This is a genomic window from Cobetia sp. 10Alg 146, from assembly GCF_029846385.1.
Lineage (GTDB): Bacteria > Pseudomonadota > Gammaproteobacteria > Pseudomonadales > Halomonadaceae > Cobetia > Cobetia marina.
Genome location: NZ_JARWKT010000009.1, coordinates 21,045 through 44,833, shown reverse-complemented (window position 1 = coordinate 44,833; position 23,789 = coordinate 21,045). Strand labels below are relative to the sequence as shown.

General features: G+C 63.0%; 17 protein-coding genes. 4 read left to right on the top strand and 13 right to left on the bottom strand.

Translation table 11 applies throughout. The annotated features are described in order from the left end of the window. Positions 1-2,103, top strand: a complete 2,103-nt coding sequence (gene fhuB, locus QD172_RS14785) for a Fe(3+)-hydroxamate ABC transporter permease FhuB (protein WP_279856156.1) — start codon at positions 1-3, stop codon at positions 2,101-2,103. 145 nt (positions 2,104-2,248) lie between these two features. On the opposite strand, the gene purU is transcribed toward fhuB, so the two are convergent. From purU to glyA, 6 genes are all read right to left on the bottom strand, one after another. After that, positions 2,249-3,124, bottom strand: coding sequence for a formyltetrahydrofolate deformylase (gene purU, locus QD172_RS14780; RefSeq protein ID WP_279856155.1), 876 nt, complete (start codon positions 3,122-3,124; stop codon positions 2,249-2,251). Between the two features lie 221 nt (positions 3,125-3,345). Further along, on the bottom strand, positions 3,346-4,047 hold the full coding sequence (soxG, locus tag QD172_RS14775) for a sarcosine oxidase subunit gamma family protein (RefSeq protein ID WP_240499601.1): 702 nt from the start codon (positions 4,045-4,047) through the stop codon (positions 3,346-3,348). Further along, entirely contained in the window at positions 4,040-7,147 is a 3,108-nt protein-coding gene (locus tag QD172_RS14770) for a sarcosine oxidase subunit alpha family protein (protein WP_279856154.1), read from the bottom strand. Before QD172_RS14770 ends, soxG begins: the two co-directional genes overlap by 8 nt. After that, on the bottom strand, positions 7,144-7,470 hold the full coding sequence (locus QD172_RS14765) for a sarcosine oxidase subunit delta (protein WP_279856153.1): 327 nt from the start codon (positions 7,468-7,470) through the stop codon (positions 7,144-7,146). The genes QD172_RS14770 and QD172_RS14765 overlap by 4 nt, the downstream gene beginning before the upstream one ends. A 25-nt stretch (positions 7,471-7,495) precedes the next feature. After that, on the bottom strand, positions 7,496-8,746 hold the full coding sequence (locus QD172_RS14760; protein ID WP_191236556.1) for a sarcosine oxidase subunit beta family protein: 1,251 nt from the start codon (positions 8,744-8,746) through the stop codon (positions 7,496-7,498). A 141-nt stretch (positions 8,747-8,887) separates the two neighbouring features. Continuing rightward, positions 8,888-10,198, bottom strand: coding sequence for a serine hydroxymethyltransferase (gene glyA, locus QD172_RS14755; RefSeq protein ID WP_077379135.1), 1,311 nt, complete (start codon positions 10,196-10,198; stop codon positions 8,888-8,890). A 280-nt stretch (positions 10,199-10,478) separates the two neighbouring features. Between glyA and QD172_RS14750 the strand changes: the two genes are divergently transcribed. Beyond that, positions 10,479-11,372, top strand: a complete 894-nt coding sequence (locus tag QD172_RS14750) for an AEC family transporter (RefSeq protein WP_084209344.1) — start codon at positions 10,479-10,481, stop codon at positions 11,370-11,372. A 544-nt stretch (positions 11,373-11,916) separates the two neighbouring features. On the opposite strand, the gene nhaC is transcribed toward QD172_RS14750, so the two are convergent. Beyond that, complete coding sequence (gene nhaC / locus QD172_RS14745; RefSeq protein WP_279856151.1) at positions 11,917-13,446, bottom strand: Na+/H+ antiporter NhaC; 1,530 nt, start codon at positions 13,444-13,446, stop codon at positions 11,917-11,919. Positions 13,447-13,645: 199 nt separating this feature from the next. Next, positions 13,646-14,755, bottom strand: a complete 1,110-nt coding sequence (locus QD172_RS14740; protein ID WP_077379384.1) for a hybrid-cluster NAD(P)-dependent oxidoreductase — start codon at positions 14,753-14,755, stop codon at positions 13,646-13,648. Between the two features lie 673 nt (positions 14,756-15,428). On the opposite strand from QD172_RS14740, the gene QD172_RS14735 reads away from it, so the two are divergent. Then, positions 15,429-16,712 (top strand): aromatic ring-hydroxylating dioxygenase subunit alpha, encoded by a 1,284-nt coding sequence (locus tag QD172_RS14735; RefSeq protein ID WP_077379084.1) that lies wholly within the window; start codon positions 15,429-15,431, stop codon positions 16,710-16,712. 154 nt (positions 16,713-16,866) lie between these two features. Here the strand turns inward: QD172_RS14735 and cyoE are convergent, their stop codons facing one another. Genes cyoE through cyoA form a run of 5 tightly spaced genes read right to left on the bottom strand, consistent with a single transcriptional unit; the run spans position 16,867 to position 21,671 of the window. Next, the gene (cyoE, locus tag QD172_RS14730; protein ID WP_084209346.1) at positions 16,867-17,721 is read right to left on the bottom strand and encodes a heme o synthase; all 855 of its coding nucleotides are present in this window, start codon (positions 17,719-17,721) and stop codon (positions 16,867-16,869) included. Between the two features lie 13 nt (positions 17,722-17,734). After that, positions 17,735-18,064: a cytochrome o ubiquinol oxidase subunit IV gene (gene cyoD, locus QD172_RS14725; protein ID WP_054555337.1), complete on the bottom strand. Its 330-nt coding sequence runs from the start codon at positions 18,062-18,064 to the stop codon at positions 17,735-17,737. Further along, positions 18,061-18,687 (bottom strand): cytochrome o ubiquinol oxidase subunit III, encoded by a 627-nt coding sequence (cyoC, locus tag QD172_RS14720; RefSeq protein WP_077379079.1) that lies wholly within the window; start codon positions 18,685-18,687, stop codon positions 18,061-18,063. Before cyoC ends, cyoD begins: the two co-directional genes overlap by 4 nt. A 2-nt stretch (positions 18,688-18,689) precedes the next feature. Then, entirely contained in the window at positions 18,690-20,699 is a 2,010-nt protein-coding gene (cyoB, locus tag QD172_RS14715) for a cytochrome o ubiquinol oxidase subunit I (protein ID WP_136939036.1), read from the bottom strand. A 3-nt stretch (positions 20,700-20,702) separates the two neighbouring features. Next, complete coding sequence (gene cyoA / locus QD172_RS14710; RefSeq protein WP_077379075.1) at positions 20,703-21,671, bottom strand: ubiquinol oxidase subunit II; 969 nt, start codon at positions 21,669-21,671, stop codon at positions 20,703-20,705. A 1,392-nt stretch (positions 21,672-23,063) separates the two neighbouring features. On the opposite strand from cyoA, the gene QD172_RS14705 reads away from it, so the two are divergent. Beyond that, positions 23,064-23,702 carry a flavin reductase family protein gene (locus QD172_RS14705; RefSeq protein WP_279856150.1) on the top strand — a complete coding sequence of 213 codons (639 nt, stop codon included), beginning with the start codon at positions 23,064-23,066 and terminating at the stop codon, positions 23,700-23,702. Positions 23,703-23,789 lie beyond the last annotated feature (87 nt).

Below are 23,789 nucleotides of genomic sequence, written 5' to 3'. Positions count from 1 at the left end.
ATGAGAGAGCGTTCCTCTTCCGCCCCCAATCCCCTTCGGCTCACTCCCGGCAGAGCCTGCAGTCTGCTCACGCTGGCCCTGCTGGTGCTGGGTAGCCTCGCCCTCAACCGTGACGGCCTGAGCCTGATGCAGGGCCTGACCGCACTGTGGGCATCCCCCGATGTCACGAATGCGGCCAGTCTCAGCCAGACGGATAGTGCCCTGCTCTCCGCCCAACTGGTGGCCCATGTCAGCTGGTGGCCACGGCTGATCTGCGCGCTGCTGGCCGGGGCTGCCCTAGGGATGGCGGGGGTGCTGATGCAGCAGGTGCTGCGCAATCCACTGGCCGCGCCCACCACCCTTGGCGTTGCCAGTGGCGCGAGTCTGGCGATGATGCTGGCGACGCTGTTCGCCCCGGCGCTGATGGCCGGCACGGGTCTTGGAGGTGACGGCTTCCAGCTCGGCCGAGAATGGGTCGCGCTGGCCGGTGGCCTGGCCGCCATGGGGCTGGTATTCGCGCTGGCCTGGGCACGCGGTATGTCACCGACCGTGGTGGTGCTGGCGGGCCTGGTGGTCAACCTCTACATCGGCGCGCTGGGCATGGTGCTGTTGCTGTTCAATCAGGAAGCCCTGCACGGCACCCTGGTATGGGGCGCAGGCTCGCTGGCGCAGAACGGCTGGGACGGCGTGACCACGCTGATCACCCGTCTGCTGCCGGGCATGCTGCTGGCACTGGTGCTGATGCGCCCGCTGGCGGTACTGGATCTCGACGAGGCCAATGCCAGAAGCCTGGGCGTCTCGCTGCGCAAGCTGCGTCTGATGAGCCTGGGGCTGGCGGTATTCCTGAGCGCCTGCGTGGTCAGCGTGCTGGGCATCATCGGCTTCATCGGCCTGGCCGCGCCGGCCTGCGTGCGTCTGATGGGCGCACGCCGCCTGGGTCAGCGCCTGCTGTGGGCACCGCTGTTCGGGGCACTGCTGCTGGCGGTGACGGACCTGGTGGTCGCCAGTCTCGATGGCCTGCTGCCCAACCTGATTCCCACCGGCGCGATGACGGCGGCCCTCGGCGCGCCGCTGCTGCTGTGGCTGATTCCGCGCCTGAAGATGGCGCAGGGAGCAGGCCCCGCCAGTCATCACGGCATGTCACTGACACATCGTCATCCCCGCCCCGATCGCCTGCTGGGCTGGCTGCTGGCAGGCGTCATCATCGCCCTGCTGCTGGCGCTTCTCGTCGGCAATGGCGTCGATGGCTGGACGCTTGGCGGTGACATGCTCCAACAGTTGCTGTCAGGCCAGACCAGCGTGCTGGACTTCCGTCTGCCACGCGTGCTGGCGGCGGCAGGTGCCGGCGTGCTGCTGGCCCTCGCCGGGACCCTGTTGCAGCGCCTGACCAGCAACCCGATGGCCAGCCCCGAGATTCTCGGCATCAGCGGCGGCACCGCCATCGCGTTGATGCTGACACTGCTGCTGGTGCCGGAACCGGGCCAGCTGACCCTGCTGGGCGCGGGCGTCTGCGGGGCACTGGCCTGTCTGGCGCTGCTGGTGGCGCTCAATCATCGCAGCGGTTTCATCCCCGAACGCGTGCTGCTGTGCGGGGTGGCGATCACGGCGCTCTACGATGCGGTGCGCGGCATCATCCTCGCCGATGGGGACCCGCGCGGTCAGCAGATTCTGGCCTGGCTGTCCGGCTCCACCTACTACGTGGGCCTCTCCGCGGCGGTTGGCGTGCTCGCGCTGGCGATCGTCGCGGTGCTGCTGGTGCGCCCGCTGGCGCGCTGGCTGGACATCCTGCCGCTGGGCACGGCGAATGCCAGCGCACTGGGCATCGGCGTGATCCGTGCCCGTCTGGTGCTGCTGGGCGCGGTGGCGGTGCTCACCGCGCTGGCGACCCTGATCGTCGGCCCGCTGTCCTTCGTCGGCCTGCTGGCCCCGCATCTGGCGCGTCTGCTGGGGCTGAGCCGCGCGCGAGATCACATGCTCGGCGCGGTGCTGTGTGGGGCGTTGCTGATGGTGCTGGCGGACTGGCTGGGCCGTCAGCTGCTCTCGCCCTACGAGATCCCCGCCGGCCTGATGGCCTCGCTGATCGGCGGCAGCTACTTCCTGTGGAGCCTGCGCAAGTCGGGCTGAGTCGCTCTCGTTGAGAGGCCTCACCGCCAGAAGACATGACGCCAGAAGACACGACGCCAGAAGACACGACGCCAGAAGACACGAAGCCCGCGACCTCCTGATCGCGGGCTTCGTGTTTCAGCGTTTCTCTTTTCGCAATCTGCACTCAGTTGCCGAACACCACCGTGCGCCTGTCATGCAGGAAGACGCGACGCTCGAGGTGATAACGCACGCCACGCGACAGGGTCAGGCACTCGATATCACGGCCCTTGGCGATCAGGTCTTCCGGATAGTGGGCGTGATCCACCGTCTCGACGCCCTGGGTGATGATCGGCCCTTCATCGAGATCATCGTTGATGTAGTGCGCGGTGGCACCGACCAGCTTGACGCCCTTCTCGTAGGCCTGGTGATAGGGGCGCGCGCCCTTGAAGCCCGGCAGCAGCGAGTGGTGGATGTTGATCGCCCGCCCCGAGAGCTTCTCGCACATGTCACTCGACAGCACCTGCATGTAGCGCGCCAGAATCACCAGCTCGGCACCGGTGTCCTGCACGATCTTCCACACCTGCGCTTCCTGCTCGGCCTTGGTCTCGGCGGTGATCGGCAGGTGGTGATAGGGCAGACCATGCCACTCGGCCAGCGACGCCATGTCCGGGTGGTTGGAGATGACGGCGGTGATGTCCATCGGCAGCTGGCCGATGCGATGCCGATAGAGCAGGTCGTTCAGGCAGTGGTCCGAGCGCGAGACCATGATGACCACCTTCATGCGCTCCTCCGGCGCACTCAGGCTGACGTCCATCTCGAAGTCGGCGGCACGCGTGCCCAGCCCCTGCTCGAAACCGGCGGCGTCAAAGCTGTCGCTGAGTTCGCCGGCCTCGGTCTGGGGCCGGAATTCGGCCCGGATGAAGAAGCGCCCCGACAGGCGGTCATCGAAGGAATTGAGCTCGGTGATATAGCACCCCTGCTCGCGCAGGTAGCGTGTCACGACGTCCACCGTGCCGATACGGCTGGGACATTGGGCGGTCAGAATCCAGGTATCACGCATACATAGGTGCCTGTCATGTAAGGATTATTCATTGTTGGAAGCTGCAACGTCAGGGTTGCATCCGGGGCCCTGCGCGACAAACCAATATTATTGAGGCGGGCTTCAGTATTTCTGAAGCCCGCCTCCTGGCCCGGGCAAGGCCCCTGGCAGCCGATTCAGGTCATGGCGTGCGCCTGCGACAGAGCTCTCTCCAGACGCAGACCTCTCTCCAGACGCAGATCTCAGGCCTTGATGCAGACCCCGAATTCCTCGCTGGCATCCAGCAGCCAGCGGCCGAGGTAATCGGCGAAGCTTCTGCGCACCACCAGCTCGAATTCGCTCTCGCTGACGCGGCGCAGCACCAGCGTCGCCTTGGCGAACACCGCCGGTACGCCCCGCCCGACCGGGAAGGCTCGCGGGTGCACATCGGTGGGCGTCGACTTCATCAGCACCTGACGCGCCTGGTCGCCACTCAGCGAGATGACAGTCTGGCCACCGCTGACGTTGACCACCTGATAGCGCCCCGAAAGCCGCTCATGCAGCGCCTTCTCGACAGCGAAGGCTTCCTCGCCGGGCACCAGGATCAGCCACTCATCCGGTGACAGCCACTGGATCGAGCGACCGCCCTCATTCTGGTGGAGGGTCGCCGGGGTCAACGGCAGCGCCAGACCCAACGCCGCCTCGACACCCTCGGCGAAGCCCGGCTGCGCGGGGTCACCGCGCAGCGTCAGGTGACCGAGAAACGCCTTCTCCTGCAGCACGACGCCGGCATCACCGTCATCGCGGGCCGTGAACAGATGCGCCAGCGGCGAACGGGCGCTCTGGGCGTGAACTTCAGGCGTCGGGCGCTGGTCGATCACCGACGTCTGAGAACTTGTCATGTCCTGCGGCTGCGCCTCGACGGCGGCACCCGCTTGCGGGTCGAGTGTGGTGGCATCAGACATGCTGGCGCTCCCCTTTCTTGTCGTAGAACACCGGTGAGGTGATTTCGGCTTCCAGCGTCGTGCCATCGGCCTGCGGCAGGAACACCGTCTCGCCGATACGCTTGGCACCGCCCTTGACCACCGCCAGCGCGAAGCCATGTCCCAGCGTCGGGCTGTAGTAGCTGGAGGTCACGTGGCCGACCATCGGCATCGGGATGGCGTGCTCGGGGTCGAAGACGATCTGCGAGCCTTCCGGCAGCACGATGCGCTCATCGCCGGCCTTCTTGCGCGTCGGAATCAGGCCGACCATCTGCTTGCGGTCATCGCGGCGGGTATCCGGACGCGACAGCGCACGCTTGCCGATCCAGGAATACGGCTTGTTATAGCCGACACACCACTGCATGCCGAGGTCTTCCGGGGTGATCGAGCCATCGGTGTCCTGACCGACGATGATGAAACCCTTCTCGGCGCGCAGCACGTGCATGGTCTCGGTGCCGTAGGGCGTGAGGCCGTATTTCTTGCCGCACTCGAACAGACGCTTCCAGACATGCAGCCCGTAGTTGGCCGGCACGTTGAGTTCGTAGGACAGCTCGCCGGTGAAGGAGATGCGGAAGATGCGCCCGGGAATGTCGGCGATCAGTCCTTCACGGACTTCCATGAACTTGAAGCTGTCGCGGTCAAGGTCGATATCAGTCAGCTCGCCGACCAGCGCGCGCGCCTCGGGGCCGGTGACGGTCAGGGTCGCCCAGTGATCGGTGACGCTGGTCATCTGCACGTCCAGCTCCGGCCATTCGGTCTGGTGCCACAGTTCCAGCCACTCAAGGATCGAGGCCGCGCCACCGGTGGTGGTGGTCATCAGGAAGTGGTCTTCGGCCAGACAGGTGGTGACACCGTCGTCCATCACCATGCCGTCGTCGTGACACATCAGGCCGTAGCGCGCCTTGCCGACGCCCAGCTTGGCCCAGGCGTTGGTGTAGATGCGGTTGAGGAATTCGCGCGCATCGCGACCGGTGATGTCGATCTTGCCCAGGGTCGAGGCATCCAGCACGCCGACCTTCTCGCGCACCGCCAGACACTCGCGCTCGACGGCGGCATGCATGTCCTCACTGCCCTGCGGGTAGTACCAGGGGCGCTTCCACTGGCCGACATCCTCGAACTTGGCGCCTTGCGCCACGTGCCATTCGTGCATCGCGGTGTAGCGGATCGGGTCGAACAGCTCGCCGCAGTGACGGCCGACGATGGCGCCGAAGGTCACCGGTGTGTAGTTGGGGCGGAATACGGTGGTGCCGGTGTCGGGGATGGTCTGCCCCAGACAGCGCGCGGCGACCGCCATGCCGTTGATGTTGCCCAGCTTGCCCTGGTCGGTGCCGAAGCCCATCGCGGTGTAGCGCTTGACGTGCTCGATGGACTCGAAGCCTTCGCGGGTGGCGAGCTCGATCCCGGCGGCAGTGACGTCGTTCTGCAGATCGACGAACTGCTTGGGTGCGCGTGCGGTGGGCTTGTCATGCGGCACCTGATAGAGCGGCAGCATCGGGGATTCCGCAAGCTCGGACACCGCCGGCACCTCGGCCTTGGCGATCTCGAACTCGCAGGCTTCCACCGCGGCGACACCGCTGGCATAGGCTGCGACCAGCGCATCTTCCAGCGCGAAGCTGCCATTGGCGGCGCCACAGGCATCGAAGCCCTTGAGCATCGGTGCGCCCAGCGCCGGCAGGAAGCCGTGGATCTCATCACTCCACACCGGACGCGCGCCGGTGTGCGCCGCCAGGTGAACCACCGGGCTGTAGCCGCCGGAACTGGCGATGGTGTCGCAGGCGAGCTCTTCCACTTCACCGGTGACAGTAAATCCATCGACATCGATGGCCGCGATGCGCGCGCCTGTCACGCGGCGCTCGCCCTTGGCCTCGATCACGGCGGAGCCGGCGATGATGCGGATGCCTGCGGCACGCGCCGCCTCGACCATCACGCCGGCAGGGGCCGGACGCGCATCAGCAATCGCGACCACCTCACGACCGGCCGCCTTCCATGCCAGCGCCGCGCGATAGGCGTGGCCGTTGTTGACCGACAGCACCAGCTTGTTGCCGGCGGCGACGCCGTAACGGGTCAGATAGGTGGTGACGGCACCGGCCAGCAGGTTGCCCGGCACATCGTTGTGGCTGTAGACCAGCGGCCGCTCGTGGGCACCGGTGGCCATGATGACGCGGTGGGCGCGCACACGATGCAGGCGTGAACGTGCCTGCTGGGCGCCACGGGCATTGCGCGGTGCGAGATCGGCCTGATGCTCGGTGCGGCGCTCGTGCAGGGTCACGAAGTTGTGATCGTGATAGCCGTTGGCGGTGGTGCGCGGCAGCAGCTGCACATCCTCACAGGCCGCAAGCTCCGCCAGCACGGCGTCACGCCATTCGATGGCGGGCTTGCCGTCCAGGGTCTGATCGAGACAGTCCGCCGACATGGAGAGCAGTGAGCCACCCAGCTCTTCCTGCTCGTCACACAGGATGACGCGCGCGCCACTGCGGGCCGCGACCAGCGCCGCCATCAGGCCCGCCGGGCCGGAGCCGATCACCAGCACATCGGTGTGCTGATGCAGGTGATCATAGATGTCCGGGTCGTCCTCGAGCGGAGAACGCCCGAGACCGGCGGCCTTGCGGATGTACTTTTCATACGTCATCCACAGCGAGGCCGGCGCCATGAAGGTCTTGTAGTAGAAGCCCGGCGGCATGAACTTGCCGCCCAGCTTGCCGACCTGCGGCAGGAAACGGCTCATCAGGTCCTTCTGGGCCTTGACCCAGCCGCTGACGGCGTGGGCTTCCAGGCCGTCGTAAAGCGCCTGCTGGGTGGCACGCACGTTGGGCACCTGGCCCGCTTCGGTGCTGCCCAGCTGCAGGATGGCGTTGGGCTCTTCGGCACCGGCGGCGACCAGGCCCCGCGGACGCGCATACTTGAAGCTGGCGTTGAGCACATCGAGGCCGTTGGCCATCAGCGCCGAGGCGAGGGTATCGCCTGCCAGGCCCTGATAGCGCTTGCCATTGAAGGTGAAGGTCAACGGCGTGGCGCGGTCGATGCGTCCACCCGAGGCGAGACGGCGCGGGGCAGCGGCGGTCTGGTGGTCTTGCTGGCTCATGCGCTCACCCCCTTGGCTTGCGTGGTCGGATCGGCTTTCGTCTCACCGGTGATGGTGGGCTGCTCGCCCATGCGATAGGTCTCGAGAATCTCGTAGGTCACGGTGTGGCGGGTGATGTTGAAATACTTGCGACAACCCACGGCGTGGATCCACAGCTCGTGATGAACGCCACGCGGGTTGTTGCGGAAGAACAGATAATCCCCCCACTCGGCATCGGAGCAGGCTACGGGGTCCTTCGGGCGCTCGATATGCGCCTGGCCCTTGACGTGGAATTCCTCTTCCTCGCGCAGCTCGCCGCAGTAGGGACAGAAGATATGCATCATGGTCGGTCGTCTCCTGACGGCAGGTTCAGTGCGCGACGCCGGCGGCGCCATGTTCGTCGATCAGCTTGCCCGTGTTGAAACGGTCATAGGAGAAGGGTTCTGCCAGCGGATGGGTGCGCCCCTTGGCCAGCGTCCAGGCAAAGACGTTGCCGGAACCCGGCGTGGCCTTGAAGCCACCGGTGCCCCAACCGCAGTTGAAATAGAGCCCCTTCACGGGCGTCTTGGAAATGATCGGGCAGGCGTCCGGACAGGTGTCGACGATGCCGCCCCACTGACGGTTCATGCGCACCCGCGAGAAGATCGGGAACATCTCGACAATGGCCTGCAGGGTGTGCTCGATGGTCGGGTAGCTGCCACGCTGGCCGTAGCCCACGTAGCCGTCGATGCCGGCCCCGATGACCAGGTCACCCTTGTCGGACTGGCTGACATAGCCGTGGACGTGGTTGGACATCACCACGGTGTCGAGAATCGGCTTGAGCGGCTCGGAAACCAGCGCCTGCAGCGGGTGGGATTCCAGCGGCAGACGGAAGCCGGCCTTCTCGGCCATCACACCGGAGTTGCCGGCGGTGACCACGCCGACACGCTTGGCACCGATGAAGCCGCGCGAGGTTTCCACCCCGACGATGGCGCCATCCTGCTTGCGGAACCCGGTGACCTCGGTCTGCTGGATCAGGTCGACGCCGAGACTGTCGGCACCGCGCGCGAAGCCCCAGGCCACGGCGTCGTGACGCGCCACGCCACCGCGCGGCTGCCAGGAGGCACCGAGAATCGGATAGCGTGCGCGGCTGGAGCAGTCCATCGCTGGCACCAGTTCCTGCACCTGCTGGGCATCCAGCACTTCGCCGTCGATGCCCTGCAGACGGTTGGCGTTCACGCGGCGCTGGATGTCACGCATGTCCTGCAGGGTATGGCCCAGGTTGAGCACGCCACGCTGGGAGAACATCACGTTGTAGTTCAGGTCCTGGGACAGGCCTTCCCACAGCTTCATGGAGTGCTCGTAGAGCGCCGCCGCCTCGTCCCACAGATAGTTGGAGCGTACCAGGGTGGTGTTGCGCGCGGTGTTGCCACCGCCCAGCCAGCCCTTCTCGATCACCGCGACATTGGTGATGCCGTGCTCCTTGGCCAGGTAGTAGGCCGTGGCCAGTCCATGCCCGCCGCCACCGACGATGATGACATCGTATTCCTTCTTGGGTTCTGGGCTACGCCAGACCTTCTGCCAGTTCTCATGGTGGCTGAGCGCATGCTTGACCAGCCCGAATCCCGAGTAACGCTGCATTTGCCACCCTCCTCACATCTTTGCCACCGCAAGCGCTGTCCGGTGCTCTCGCCCGAGTGCTGTCTGTTGTTGTCACCCGAGTGATGTCTCTGCGCTTGCGGCATGTGTCGTGGTTATCGTTGTCTCTCGCCAGCGCCCTGTTCAGGCAATCTCGGCGGTATCAGTGATGCTGGCGGAGGCGTAGACCGGGAAACGTGCACAGACTTCCTCGACCTTGCCGCGCACTTCAGCCTCGACCTTGTCGCTCTCGCCGCTGGACAGCGCGTCGAGCAGGTCACAGATCCAGCCGGCCAGCGCCTCGCATTCCGCCTCGCCGAAGCCGCGCGTGGTGGCGGCCGGTGTGCCGATGCGCAGGCCGGAGGTCACGAAGGGACTCTGCGGATCATTCGGCACGCTGTTCTTGTTGACGGTGATGTGGGCGCGACCCAGAGAGGCATCCGCGTCCTTACCGGTCACGCCCTGACGGATCAGCGAGACGAGGAACAGGTGGTCATCGGTGCCACCGGAGACGACGTCATAGCCGCGCTCCATGAAGACGTGAGCCATCACGCGAGCATTGGCGATCACGCGCGCCTGATAGCTGACGAAGTCCTGGCTCATCGCCTCCTTGAAGGCCGCAGCCTTGGCAGCGATGACGTGCATCAGCGGGCCGCCCTGCTGACCCGGGAAGACGGCACCATTGAGCTTCTTGTACAGTGCCTCGTCGCCGGTGGCGGAGAGAATCAGGCCGCCACGCGGGCCGCGCAGGGTCTTGTGCGTGGTGGTGGTGACGACATGGGCGTGGGGGATCGGGCTCGGGTAGTGACCCGCCGCGACCAGACCGGCCACGTGGGCCATGTCGACCATCAGCCAGGCACCGATCTCGTCGGCGATGTCGCGGAAACGACGCCAGTTGACCACGCGCGAGTAGGCGGAGAAGCCGGCGATGATCATCTTCGGCTTGTGCTCGCGCGCCAGACGCTCCATTTCCTCGTAGTCCAGCTCGCCGCTTTCGGTCAGGCCGTACTGGATGGCGTTGTAGTGCTTGCCGGAGAAGTTGGGGGCGGCACCGTGGGTCAGGTGACCGCCATGCGCCAGGCTCATGCCGAGAATGGTGTCGCCCGGCGAGACCAGCGCCATGAACACGGCGGCATTGGCCTGGGCACCGGAGTGCGGCTGCACGTTGGCGTAGTCACAGCCGAACAGCGCACAGGCACGTTCGATGGCCAGTGTCTCGACCTTGTCGACGAATTCGCAGCCACCGTAGTAGCGCTTGCCCGGATACCCTTCGGCGTACTTGTTGGTCAGCTGGCTGCCCTGGGCTTCCATCACCAGCGGGCTTGCATAGTTCTCGGAAGCGATCAGCTCGATATGCGCTTCCTGACGCGCTGTCTCTTCGAGGATGGCCTCGGCCAGAGCGGGATCGAGTCTGGCCAGTCGGTCATCACGGGTGTAGCCATGTTGCTGAGACATTGCGCGCCTCCGGTTATCGGATGTTGTCGTTGGAAATGCAGAGGGGTCATGAGGACCCGGCAGGTCAAACCTTGCAGATGTGCTCCGATACTAGCCCCGCCCCTGACGGGCAGGCTGCTTGTCAGCGTCACCGTGCAGTGCGAATGCGACATGCCTGCGCAGTTGCGACTCGGGCTGGCGCCACAAGGCAGGTATGCTAGCGACAGGCATATGCGAAGATACGCAGACAGCAAGGGCTGTCGCGCTCAGGGCGATACGGGAAGACAAGGAGGAAGGTGGCATGTTGATGGAACTGCTGGCGGTGATGGCTCCGGTGCTGTGTGGCGCCGCCATCGGCTTCTTCTGGGTGCGCCTGGGCAATGAATACCCCATGGCCTTCGTCACCCGGCTGGTGCTCTACATCGGCACACCGGCACTGATTCTCAACGCGTTGGGCAGTGCCGAGATCGACAATTCCAGCTTCCTGCGCACGGGCCTGGCGACCCTCACGGTAATGGCGCTGCTGCTGGCCCTGAGCTGGCCGTTCTCCCGCCTGATCGGCAAGCCGTGGAAGGTCGCGGTAGCCCCGCTGCTGTTCTCCAACGTCGGCAACATGGGCCTGCCCGTGTCCCTGTATGCCTTCGGCCAGGCCGGCTTCGCCTACGCCATCACCATCATGGTCACCATGTCGCTTCTGCAGTTCACGCTCGGTGCCTGGCTTGCCAGCACCAGCGGCAACCCGCTGCGCAGCGTCGTGCGATCCCCGACCATCTGGGCCAGTATCCTCGCCACCACCCTGCTGCTCAGCGACATCCACATGCCGCGCTTCGTGGCCAACAGCCTGGAGCTGATCTCCGGCTTCACCGTGCCGCTGATGCTGATCACCCTTGGCGTCTCGCTGGCCAGTATCCGCGTCAGGAATCTGGCGGCAGGCGTGGGCTTCAGCGCCCTGCGCATCCCCTTCGCCGCCGCCTGCGCCTGGGGGATCGGCACGCTGCTGGAGCTGCCGCCGCTGGCGTTGCACGTGCTGGTGATGCAGATGGCCATGCCGGTGGCGGTCTACAACTACATGTTTGCCCAGAAGGCAGGCCGCGAGCCGGAATACGTGGCCACGCTGGTCTTCTGCTCGACCCTGGCGGCCTTCCTCTACCTGCCGGCGCTGCTCGCCGTGCTGGGGGCCGAGATGGGGCAGTGATGCCTGCCGGGCACGCCCCGGCGCTTGCTCGGCGCATGAAAAAACCACGCAGGCCGAGGCATGCGTGGTCGTGGGTATCTTCCTGCAGAAAGTAGCCGCACCGCGGGAGCCCATCTCCACATGCCCAGGCATGCGTCGTGCTCCCGCAGTGCGAAACTTTCCTGTTCTGCCGGCTGTTCTAGTCGTCCGTCACTGCCTCTCAGCCTGGGGGCAGTGAACCGTTCCCTTGATGAGACATTGCCCTTTCTTCCGATTTTCCCGTGACGGGAGTGGCCATCACGCATCGTTCAGGATGTCTTCCGCTCTCGATCTGCAGCTGGAAGCTGGCAGAGGAAGTGTCGGTCTCTGGTGCACGATACGGGGATCGCGCTTGCGGGCACCCCGCAACGACCTTCCTGACAGCCAGCAGGCTTCCTGTCGGCAACACCTGAAGCGTAGTCTCGAGGCCGGCACTTCCTCCAGATGGTTTGTGCCGTCATCCTGCGCGAGTCGACTTGCTCATGAACCTGAGCATGAAGTCGTAGAACCCTCATGCTTGAGGCGCTCAACCGTGCGCCTGCAGCGGTCGTCCCGCCTGTGCGGTCTGCCGTGTCGTGTCCCGCAGTTGCACCAGGGAGACCACGGCATGGCCCTTGTCCGCCCATTCGACGCGCTCGGCATCGTCGGCGCGAACGATGAAGCGTCCCGCCAGGGTGTAAAGCAGCCCGATCAGCGGCGATAACCAGCAGGCGAAGGCCAGCGGAATGTAGAGCAGCCCCTCGAGACTGCCACCACTGGTGATCAGCCCCAGCGAACTGATGACCACGGCGCCACTGGCATTCCAGGGCACCAGCGGCGAGACCAGCGTGCCACCCTCTTCCAGAGAGCGGGACAGATTGAGGGTCGAGTAGCCTTCGCCACGGAAGATCGGTGCGTACATGCGTCCCGGCAAGGCGATCGAGAGGTAGGGGTCGCCCGCGATGACGTTGGTCAGCGCGGCAGTGGAACTGGCCGCGACCTGCAGCCCGAAGATGCCGCGCACCTTGACCAGCACGGCGGCGCACAGCGCTTCGAGACAGCCGATCACTTCCAGCATCCCGCCGAAGGCCAGTGCGATCATCACCAGCAGGATGACCCAGGCCATCGACATGAGGCCGCCGCGATTGAGCAGGCTGTCGATCTCGCTGACGCCGGTATTCAGGGTGTAGCCACTCTGCATGTAACCGAACAGCGCCTTGATGGCCTCGCCCTGGACACCATAGGCCACTACCGCCCCGGCCAGCACCCCGACGAACAGCGCCGGCAACGCCGGCATACGGGCGATGGCCAGTGTCATCACCAGCAGCGGCGGCACCAGCACCCACAGATTGAATTCGAAGGCCCCGTCCAGGCCCTGGGTAATCGCGGTGATGCGTTCGAGATCCAGTGTCTGCCCGGCGGCGAGCAGGTTGCCGGCGACCAGGTAGATCACCAGGGCGATCAGCATCGAGGGGATCGTGGTGGGCATCATGTTGCGGATGTGGGCGAACAGATTCACCCCGGTGACGGCGGGAGCGAGGTTGGTGGTGTCCGACAGGGGAGAGACCTTGTCGCCGAAGAAGGCCCCGGAGACCACGGCACCGGCCGTCCACCACGGTGGGATGCCGAAACCGGCGCCGATGCCCATCAAGGCCAGCCCCACGGTACCCACGGTGCCCCAGCTGGTGCCGAGCGTGACCGAGACCACCGAGCACAGCAGCATCGCCGTCGCGAGGAAGTATTCCGGCGAGATCAGCTTGAGCCCGTAATAGATGATCATCGGCACGCTGCCCGAGGCGATCCACACCCCGACCGTCATGCCGACAAGAATGAGGATGGCGATGGAGGGCAGGCCGACACGCACGATGCGCATCATGCCCTCTTCCATCGCCGACCAGCCGTGCCCCAGCTTCCAACCGACCAGCGCCGTCATGGCGACACCACAGATCAGCGGCACGTGAGGAGTGAATTCGCCAAAGACGAAGAGTTGCAGGGCCAGCACGGCCAGGGTTGCCAGAATCGGCAGGCTGGCCATGGGCAGAGAGGGGCGTTGCGGTGCATCAACATCACGAGTCATGAGGTATTGCTCCATTAGCCAGTTGTACTTGTTGTACCCCCACGCTAATCGACTGACGCCGCTCCAGATGGCTGACAGCGGCATCTACCTCCCTGAATGCGACATCGTCTACGACTTTCTGCCAAGCACTTGCACGAGATTCATTCACCTCTCCTCAACCCTGTCACCACTGTCATCTTGCCGGCGAGAGAGGGCGAGATCAGTAATCGATCACCACATCCCCATTGGGCACGCTGCAGCAGGACAGGATGAAGCCATCCGCGACGTCTTCATCGGTGATGCCGCCGTTGTGCTCCATCGCGACCTCCCCGGAGACCTTCTGCACGCGGCAGGTGCCGCAGATGCCCATGCCGCAGGCCTTCGGAATATGCAGGCCGAGCTTGGCGGCGGCGGCGTGGACGGTCTCGCCCGGGGCGATCTGCACCGACTTGCCGGTCGTGGCGAACTCGACGCGCGTCAGGTCGGCGCGGTCCAGCTCATCGGCCAGCACTTCCGCCTGCTCGGCCTGCTCGATGGCCTCTTCCTCGACCTCCACCGGCGTGGCCCCGAAGGACTCCTCGTGGTAGCGACTCATGTCGAAGCCATGGCTGCGAAGCAGATGCTTGATCGCATTCATGTAGGGGGTCGGGCCGCAGCAGAAGATCTCGCGCTCCATGAAGTCCGGCGCGATCATCTCGAGCATCGCGTCGGTCAGATAGCCGCGATAGCCCGACCAGGTCTGACCGGTCTCGAAGCGCTCGCAGATGATGTGCATGTTGAATTCCGGCACCCGCGAATCCATGAACTCGAGCTGACGCCAGAAGATGATGTCGCGCGGGCTGCGGGCGCTGTGCAAGAAGGCGATGTCCACGTTGGCATTGGTGTCGAAGTACCAGCGGGCCATCGACATCAGCGGCGTGATGCCAACCCCGCCTGACAGCATCAGGATGCGTTCCGCCGGATAGTCGATGCAGTTGAAGTTGCCCACCGGGCCGTGCACGGCCAGCTCGTCACCTTCGTTCAGATTGTCATGCAGCCAGTTGGAGACCAGTCCGCCCGGCACGCGCTTGACGGTGATCGAGAAGCTGTAGGGCACCGACGGCGAGCTGGAAATGGTGTAGGAGCGCATGATCTGCTGCGCATCGATCTCCAGCTCCAAGGTCACGAACTGCCCCGGCTTGAAGAAGAACATCACCGGCTGTTCGGCCATGAAACAGAAGGTGCGCACATCCCAGGTTTCCTGAATGACCTTCACGCAGCGCACGCTATGTCGACCGTTGGTCCAGGTCTGCGTCGTAACCGGATTGAAGTTGCTGAGTGTGGTGCTCATGAAGGCCTCGCTGGGCATGTTGTTCTTGGAGACATGTTCTTGAAGGGGCAGTGTCAGTTCTTGAAGAGACAGTGTCAGGCCACCCTGCGCTGCGTGCGCGACCAACGGTGGGACATGCTCTGGATTGTCGAGTCAGCGTCCGGCAAGCATTTATCCGTGCACGACAGAAACATGCCCGATCCCTCCAATCACGACCCCGCAGTGCCCTGCCCCCGCCTCACCGCTGCACCTGCCTGTGCCTCGAAGACCCTGCGCAGACGACCGGCGTCGGAAATACATCATTGAGCGTCGCCATCAGACACAAGTCGCGACTTGACCTCAGCCACACTGCGATCCATGCGTGGCAAAGCCACTCGGATATCATGCGGGCTGCCTGAACTTCCACGCTGACTATCCTGTTGAGCGAGCGGCCTCTCTACCTGCGCCGCCCTCGACACCCGAACCGACCAGGACAGGACGACGCACCGCGCGATGCATCGGCACTCATTCATAGGTGCGCTGACTCATAGGTGCGCTGACTCATAGGTGCGCTGATGTCTGCCGCGGTGCTGCCCGGCAATGGTCTGTTCACTCGTTTCCTCTGTCCCGGCTTCACAACAACAATGATCAGCACATTCACTCAACCCAAGGCGACCCTGCTCCCGGCGCCTACCGACCGTGCGAGGACATCGCGATGAGCGATCTATTGGAACACGCTCAGGACCAGCAGCGTCAGGCGGTACGCGAGGCCGCCGCGCGGCTTCTACAGGCCCGCAGTCCCGGCTATACCCTGCCCCAGCCCTTCTACAATGATCAGCGCCTGTTCGATCTCGACATGAAGGAGATCTTCGAGCGCGAGTGGCTGTTTGCCGGTCTCGGCAGCGAGATCCCGCTCAAGGGCAACTTCATGACCATGGACGTGGGCAACAGCCCGATCATCATCGTGCGCGGTGACAACGGGGCCATCCATGCCTTCCATAACGTCTGTCGCCATCGCGGGTCTCGCCTGTGCAGCACCGAGCGCGGCAAGGTCGCCAAGCTGGTGTGCGGCTATCACAAGTGGACCTATGAACTGGATGGCCGTCTGCTGTTCGCCGGTTCCGACATGGGCACCACCTTCGATACCAGTGACTACGGCCTGCACCCCGTCCACGTGCGTTCAGCCGGCGGCATGCTGTTCATCAACCTCGCCGAGCAGCCCGAGAATTGTGAGCCGTTCTTCAAGACACTGGAGTTCTACCTCAAGCCCTACGACATGGAGAACGTCAAGGTCGCGGCCAGCTCCTCCATCATCGAGGAAGGCAACTGGAAGCTGGTGATCGAGAACAATCGCGAGTGCTATCACTGCGACGGCTCCCACCCGGAGCTGCTCAACACCCTGCAGGAATTCGATGACACGGATGACCCGCGTGCCACCGAAGCCTACAAGGCGCTGGTCGCCAAGAAGCAGGCCGACTGGGATGCCGAGAAGGTGCCCTATCAGCTGGTGCGCTTCGGTCGCCGCAATCGCATGACGCGCACGCCGCTGCTGGAAGGCACCGTCTCGATGACCACGGACGGCACGCCGGCGTGCAAGAAGCTGCTGGGTCGCCTGCAGAGCCCCGACATGGGCTCGCTGCGAATCCTCAACCTGCCCAACTCCTGGAACCACTTCATGGGCGATCACGCCGTGGTCTTCCAGGTCGACCCGATCGGCCCCCTCAAGACCCGCGTGACCACCAAGTGGCTGGTGCACAAGGACGCGGTGGAAGGGGTCGACTACGACCTGGCGAAGCTGCGCAAGGTGTGGGACGCCACCAATGATCAGGACCGTCAGCTGGTGGAAGAGAACCAGCGCGGCGTCAACTCCAGCGCCTATCAGCCCGGCCCCTACTCGGCGACCTTCGAGTTCGGCGTCGTCGACTTCGTCGACTGGTATGCCGAGCGCATGCAGGAAGCGCTCAAGGAACAGCAGGAGCCGCATCTGCAGCTGGCCTGAGGGCTTGAGTCCTGGATTCCTTGAGTCCTCGAAACCTGGACTCCAAAGGACAGGCAAGAAAAAACCCGCCACCGGCAAGCCGGTGGCGGGTTTTTTTTGGCTTTCACCCGGGCAACACGCCGAAGGCGGTCACCCGAGAGATACTACGGCTGGATTACAGCTGCGTGTCCAGACTCATCATCAGGCTGAGCGCCATGACGATGATGATGGAGAAGCCGAACAGCTTGCGTGCCCAGGAGGCATCAGGCTGATCCTTGAGGCGCCAGGCGGCCAGATACAGCCACCAGCCACCCGTGACGGTCGCGACTACCAGATACCAGATGCCGGTATATCCCCACAGTGTCAGCAACAGCGACACCGGGATGAAGCCGGCAATGTACCCCGTCACTACACGCTTGGCATGCTCCATGCCTCGCGCTACCGGGAGTACCGGAATATTGGCGGCCCGATAGTCATCGACACGGAACATGGCAATCGCATAGGAATGCGGCATCTGCCACATGCTGAAGATGATCAACAGCAGCAGCGCCCCCATGTCCGCCTGGCCGGTGACAGCCAGGTAACCGACCACTGGCGGCGCGGCGCCGGACAGTGAACCGATGAGGGTGCCATACACCGAGCCACGCTTGAGCCACATGCTGTAGGCCCCGACGTAGATCACGAAGCCCAGACCCACGGCGATCATCGCCATGAGATTGGTCATCGCGGCCAGAAGCCAGAAGCCCGCAAGGCCCAGCACGCTGCCGAAGACGAAAGCCCCCGTCAGCGAGATGTCGCCCTGCACCAGAGCACGGCCCTGGGTACGCGCCATGTGACGATCGATGTCGCGATCGATGCAGTTGTTGAACACACAGCCTGAGGCCACGATCAACGCCACCCCGACCAGGGTGGCGATGAACAGCGCCCAATCCACCTCACCACCGGAAGCGAGAAAGAAGCCGCCGCTGACGGTGATCAGGTTGCCGAAGATAATGCCCGGCTTGGTGGTACGCAGGTAGTCCTTGATCATCAGGCTCACGCTATCAGATGGGCATCATGTTCTGATTCAGCTCGATCATGATCCACATGGAACCACCAACGACGATTGCCACGATCACCAGGGTGAACAGCATGGCCATGACATTCCAGCTCTGCTCCTTGGAGCCGTCCAGGTGCAGGAAGAAGTACAGCTGCACGAAGACCTGAGCGATGGCGAAGCCGTAGATGGCCCAGATCACGCCGACACCCGGATCGTCCATCATCATCACCATCCCGAACGGGATGATGGTCAGGATGATGGAGAGGATCAGACCGGTCACGTACTGCTTGACGCTGCCGTGATTGTCGTTGTGGTCGTTGTTGGAATGGCTCATAGCATCACTCCTGTGAGATAGACGACGGTGAAGACGCAGATCCAGATGACGTCCAGGAAGTGCCAGAACAGGCTGAGCATCATCAGACGACCACGATGCATTTCCGTCAGGCCTTTCTGCTTGACCTGGATGATCAGCAGCGCCATCCAGACCAGACCGACGGTCACGTGCAGACCGTGGGTACCGACCAGCGTGAAGAAGGCTGACAGGAACGCGGACTTGTCCGGGCCATGGCCATTCACGATCAGGTGATGGAACTCATAGATTTCCATCGCGATGAAGCCCGCACCACAGGCGAAGGTGATCATCAGCCACTTGATGACCGCGGAGCTGTCTCCGCGGTTCATGCCCAGCATCGCCAGGCCGTAGGTGAAGCTCGAGGCCAACAGCAGCGCGGTCTCGACCAGCACGAAGTCAAGCTCGAAGATCTCGGCGCCCGTCGGGCCACCGGCATACGCCTGGCTGAGTACCACATAGCCTGCGAACAGCATCGCGAACAGGATGCAGTCGCTCAGCAGATAGAGCCAGAAACCGAAGACCTTCAGGCCATTGGTATCGTGATGCTCGTGATCGTCATGGGCGTCGTGCGCCCCATCATGAGATGTCATTGCATTGTTCGCCATGATTACCCCTGAACCACTGTGTCGTTAGGTGTGCGGGCGCTGGGCAGGGCACGACGCTCGCGACCTTCGCGCTCGACACGCTCCACTTCCTCGACGGACACGTAGTAGTCGATGTCATAGTTGAAGGTGCGCACGATGAAGCTGACGGCCATGCCGACCAGCCCGACCACGGCCATCCACCAGATGTGCCAGATCAGCGCGAAACCGAACACCAGGCTGAAGGCGGAGATGATGACACCGGCCGCTGCGTTGCGCGGCATGTGGATCGGCGCATAAGGCTTCTTGGCCTCCTGCTCGATACCGCGTTCCTTCATTTCCCAGAACTCGTCGAGTTCAGAGACCTGCGGCTCGTGAGCGAAGTTGTAGAACGGTGCCGGTGAAGTGGTGCTCCACTCCAGCGTACGCGCGCCCCAGATATCGCCAGTGGTGTCCTGCAGCTTCTTGCGGTCCTTGATGCTGACCGCGATCTGGATCACGGTACACGCGATACCGATCATGATCAGGCAGGCACCGATGAAGGCGACGACCAGGTACGGCACCCACAACGGGTTGTCGACGTGCTGCAGACGACGGGTCATGCCCATGAAGCCGAGGATGTACAGCGGCATGAAGGCGAGGTAGAAGCCAGTGATCCAGAACCAGAAGGAACGCTTGCCCCACTTCTCGCACAGCATGAAGCCGGTCGCTTTCGGGAACCAGTAAGTGATACCGGCCATCGCACCGAAGACCACGCCGCCGATGATGACGTTGTGGAAGTGGGCGATCAGGAACAGCGAGTTGTGCAGGACGTAGTTGGCGCCCGGCACGGCCAGCAGGACACCGGTCATGCCACCGATGGTGAAGGTGACCATGAAGCCGAGGGTCCACAGCACCGGAGAGGTCATCTCGACACGACCGCGGTACATGGTGAACAGCCAGTTGAAGATCTTCACGCCCGTCGGGATCGAGATGATCATCGTCGCGATACCGAAGAAGGCATTCACGTCAGCGCCGGCACCCATGGTGAAGAAGTGGTGCAGCCAGACGACGAACGACAGGATCGTGATGACGATGGTCGCCCACACCAGAGAGGTGTAACCGAACAGCTTCTTCTTGGAGAAGGTGGAGATGACTTCGGAGAACACACCGAAGACCGGCAACACCAGGATGTACACCTCAGGATGGCCCCAGGCCCAGATGAGGTTGACGTACATCATCATGTTTCCACCAAGGTCATTGGTGAAGAAGTGGAAATCAAGATAACGGTCGAGCGTCAGCATCGCGATGGTCGCGGTCAGGATCGGGAAGGCCGCGATGATCAGGACGTTGGCGCACAGTGCGGTCCAGGTGAAGACCGGCATTTTCATCAGGGTCATGCCCGGCGCACGCATCTTGAGGATGGTGGCGACGAAGTTGACACCTGTCAGCAGGGTACCGACACCGGAAATCTGCAATGACCAGATCCAGTAATCCACCCCGACCCCGGGACTGTAATTGGCCCCCGACAACGGCGGATAGGCCAGCCAGCCGGTCTTGGCGAACTCGCCCAGACCCAGCGAGATGTTGACCAGCAGCGCGCCGACCACGAACAGCCAGAAGCTCAGCGAGTTCAGGAACGGGAACGCCACGTCACGTGCGCCGATCTGCAGCGGCACGACGACGTTGATCAGGCCGATGACCAGCGGCATCGCCACGAAGAAGATCATGATCACGCCGTGGGCAGTGAAGATCTGGTCGTAGTGATCCGGGGGCAGATAGCCGTGACCGCCGGTGGACGCCAGCATCTGCTGGGAACGCATCATGATCGCATCGGAGAAACCACGAATCAGCATCACCAGTGCGACGATGATGTACATCATGCCGATCTTCTTGTGATCGACAGAGGTGAACCACTCATTCCACAGGTAGGCCCACTTTTTCTTTACCGTGATGAAGCCGAACAGGGCTGCACCACCGAGGATTACCGCCGCAAGCACGATCATGACGATCGGCTCGTGATACGGAACAGCCTCTATTGTGAGTTTTCCAAGCATTGCTTATTCCTCGGTTGCCATCGCAGATTCAGCGTGACCGGCAGCGTCATGGCCTGACATGTCGTGGGCGGACTCGCCGTGATGCTTGCCCCCCATCTTCATGTCACCCATGCCCAGCTCCATGCCATCCATGTAGGGCGCCATGATCTGTTCGTACAGATTCGGCTTGACCTGACCATAGAAGGTGGGTGCCACGTCTTCGCTCGGCTCCTTGAGTGCCTCGTAGCCGGCGTCATCCAGCACCTTGCTGCTGCCACGCGCTTTCTCGATCCAGGCGTCGAAGTCGCCTTCGCTCATCACATGCGCCTTGAAGTGCATGTCAGCGAAGCCGGCGCCGCTGTAGCTGGCAGAGATACCGTCATAGGTACCCACTTCGTTGCCGATCAGGTGCAGGCGGTTTTCCATGCCTGCCATCGCGTAGATCTGGCTGCCGAGCTGCGGGACGAAGAACGAGTTCATCACGGTCTCGGAGGTGATGTGGAAGCGCACCTGGCGATCCACCGGCATGGCCAGCTCATTGACTGTCGCGATGCCCTGCTCCGGATAGATGAACAGCCACTTCCAGTCCATCGACACGACCTGAACCTCGATCGGCTCGCCGCCATCCTGGATCTCGGCACGCGGGTCCAGCTCATGCGTGCTCTTCCAGGTCAGGATGCCCAGCGCGAGGATGATCAGGCACGGAATGCCCCAGACCACGATCTCGATCTTGGTGGAATGCGCCCAGTTGGGCGTATAGGTCGCCTTGCTCTGCTTGGTATCGCGATAGCGCCAAGCAAACCACAGCGTCATGAAGATGACCGGGACAACGACCACGAGCATCAGGTAGGTAGCAGTCAGAATCAGCGACTTCTCGGATTCACCGATGGGTCCCTTGGGATCGAAGAGCACGGCATCACAGCCGGACAGCATCAACAATCCCGCGAGGATGGGGAGTCCCCGCAGAGCCCCCCGCATTAGGCTTTTTCTCATCTCACGACCTCGTTGGAACACGCCATGACGTCATGACGAGCCCACATGTGGAACACAGCGTTCGAAGAAATGACCAACAGGAAGCCGTCGATCGTTCGAACGAAATCAGAGGATTTCCCGCAGGCGGGGCACAGGATAGAGAAAAATCAGGGGGGCTGACTACGGGGCACACTGACGCAGGTAGTCGCACCTGCCGATCAATTTCCCCTCGCGCGCGCAGCCAATCACCATCGGAAGAGGACGATGCTCTCCCTCACGCGTTCGGGTTATGCCCTGACCACTGAACGAGGAACCTGACGAAGGCGTCAATCATGTTGACAGGCAACACGGCGTCACTTGGGCGACCAGACGCCAATCCGGTATTTCCTCCCTTCGAGGTGCCCTGACTCCTCCCGCCGACAAGGCTCTGGCCACCCCCGCATTGCGCGATGACCATTTCCCGACTCACGTGCCTTCCCAGGTCCACGAGCGACCGCCGAGCCCCCACGGGAAACGCCAACCCCAAGCACGACAAGAGCATAAAATTTCAACAAAACAATAAATACAGCAATATTCATCCAAAGAAGTGCGCGCAATGACACCCGCGCAAGGAGTGCCGCCTGGCAGAAACACCTCGTCACATCGAGACGCCTGTCTGCCTGTCTACCGACGGACCGAGATCACCGACGTCTTTTTCACACTCTCAATTGCAAAAAATGCCGCACTTCGTTCCATTATAATTTCCCATCCTGCTCTGGAAATCGTGACGTAATTCTCCTTATATTGATTCACCATGACATTTTTCATTCCCGCACGAATGGATGAAATCGTTGTCACAATCCAGCGACTTCGTCCTCATCATTTGTTCATATCCAGTCTTTTTTCATCAGATGACGCCTCGCGCCATTTCATAAAAATTTTACAAATAAATACCAAATAGACACCATGTGGATACAAAAACACCACACAAGTGCCAGCCAAGTCTCTGAAAAGTCCTGCGGAGCCACCAGGTCTGAAGACCGTGATGGCATTTCAGGAACCATGTTTCAGCATCAGGTCAAGGGATGCGACAATTGACCACACCAGAAATGTCACCAATGATCTTTCTGATTTTTCACTTTCCTTTTCCCGTACAGACTATCCTCCCGAATCATTGATACGCATGCCGCGGCGCAACGAGACTTGGAGGTTTGTTCCTGCAGGGACACGCGCTATCCTGCTGTTCACCCCCTTGCCGCAAGGGAGCAGGCGGCATGTCGAGACGAGATTCGAGACCCTGATGCAGCGCCGCTGGGCGATCACGAGCCCTGACTTCCGATGCCGCTTCTCGACGCCGCTTCTCGACGTCGAACCTCGCTTGCGCATCGCCCTTCCCTGCCAGGGGCACCTATCTACCCGATGGAGCAGCGCCCGATGACGACTGACCAGCCCCCCTCCGCCAGCAATGCCCTGCTCGACGCCGACCAGCTACCCGCCAGCATTCTCTATCGGCTGTTCTCGGGCAGCATCGCGCCGCGGCCCATTGCCTGGGTCTCGACGATCGATACCGCCGGCAATGCCAATCTGGCGCCGTTCTCGTTCTTCACCGTGGCAAGCGTCAATCCACCGGTGCTGGCCTTCAGCCCGCTGCGCAACGGCGAAGGGCATACCAAGGACACTCTCGACAACCTCGAACAGGTGGCGGAATGTGTCATCCATATCGGGGGCGAGGCCATGAGCGAGGCACTCAATCTCACCAGTGCCAGCCTCGCGGCCAGCGAGGATGAATTCGCCCACGCCGGTTTGAACAAGCTAGCCATGCCGCCGCTGCAGGTCCCCCGCGTGGACGGCGCGCCGATCGCCTTCGGTTGCCGACTCCGCGACATCATCCACCTGGGAGACCAGCCCCTGTCCGGCTCACTGGTGCTCGCCGAGGTCGTGGTGGTCCATGCAGACCCCGAGGTCTGGGATGGCCGCCATGTCGACAATGAGGTGCTGCGCGCCATCGGGCGCATGGCCGGCAGCGATTATGCGCGCACCGACAGTCTCTTCAGCCTTGAGCGACCTGCCTGATCAGCCTTGAGCGACCTGCCTGATCAGCCTTGAGCGGGCCGAAACGCAGAGCGGGCCTGTCTGATGACAGGCCCGCTCAAGATGCTC

Coding starts and splice junctions, on each gene's coding strand:
- fhuB (WP_279856156.1), top strand. CDS start 1: ATGAGAGAGCGTTCCTCTTCCGCCCCCAATCCCCTTCGGCTCACTCCC.
- purU (WP_279856155.1), bottom strand. CDS start 3,124: ATGCGTGATACCTGGATTCTGACCGCCCAATGTCCCAGCCGTATCGGC.
- soxG (WP_240499601.1), bottom strand. CDS start 4,047: ATGTCTGATGCCACCACACTCGACCCGCAAGCGGGTGCCGCCGTCGAG.
- QD172_RS14770 (WP_279856154.1), bottom strand. CDS start 7,147: ATGAGCCAGCAAGACCACCAGACCGCCGCTGCCCCGCGCCGTCTCGCC.
- QD172_RS14765 (WP_279856153.1), bottom strand. CDS start 7,470: ATGATGCATATCTTCTGTCCCTACTGCGGCGAGCTGCGCGAGGAAGAG.
- QD172_RS14760 (WP_191236556.1), bottom strand. CDS start 8,746: ATGCAGCGTTACTCGGGATTCGGGCTGGTCAAGCATGCGCTCAGCCAC.
- glyA (WP_077379135.1), bottom strand. CDS start 10,198: ATGTCTCAGCAACATGGCTACACCCGTGATGACCGACTGGCCAGACTC.
- QD172_RS14750 (WP_084209344.1), top strand. CDS start 10,479: ATGTTGATGGAACTGCTGGCGGTGATGGCTCCGGTGCTGTGTGGCGCC.
- nhaC (WP_279856151.1), bottom strand. CDS start 13,446: ATGACTCGTGATGTTGATGCACCGCAACGCCCCTCTCTGCCCATGGCC.
- QD172_RS14740 (WP_077379384.1), bottom strand. CDS start 14,755: ATGAGCACCACACTCAGCAACTTCAATCCGGTTACGACGCAGACCTGG.
- QD172_RS14735 (WP_077379084.1), top strand. CDS start 15,429: ATGAGCGATCTATTGGAACACGCTCAGGACCAGCAGCGTCAGGCGGTA.
- cyoE (WP_084209346.1), bottom strand. CDS start 17,721: ATGATCAAGGACTACCTGCGTACCACCAAGCCGGGCATTATCTTCGGC.
- cyoD (WP_054555337.1), bottom strand. CDS start 18,064: ATGAGCCATTCCAACAACGACCACAACGACAATCACGGCAGCGTCAAG.
- cyoC (WP_077379079.1), bottom strand. CDS start 18,687: ATGGCGAACAATGCAATGACATCTCATGATGGGGCGCACGACGCCCAT.
- cyoB (WP_136939036.1), bottom strand. CDS start 20,699: ATGCTTGGAAAACTCACAATAGAGGCTGTTCCGTATCACGAGCCGATC.
- cyoA (WP_077379075.1), bottom strand. CDS start 21,671: ATGAGAAAAAGCCTAATGCGGGGGGCTCTGCGGGGACTCCCCATCCTC.
- QD172_RS14705 (WP_279856150.1), top strand. CDS start 23,064: ATGACGACTGACCAGCCCCCCTCCGCCAGCAATGCCCTGCTCGACGCC.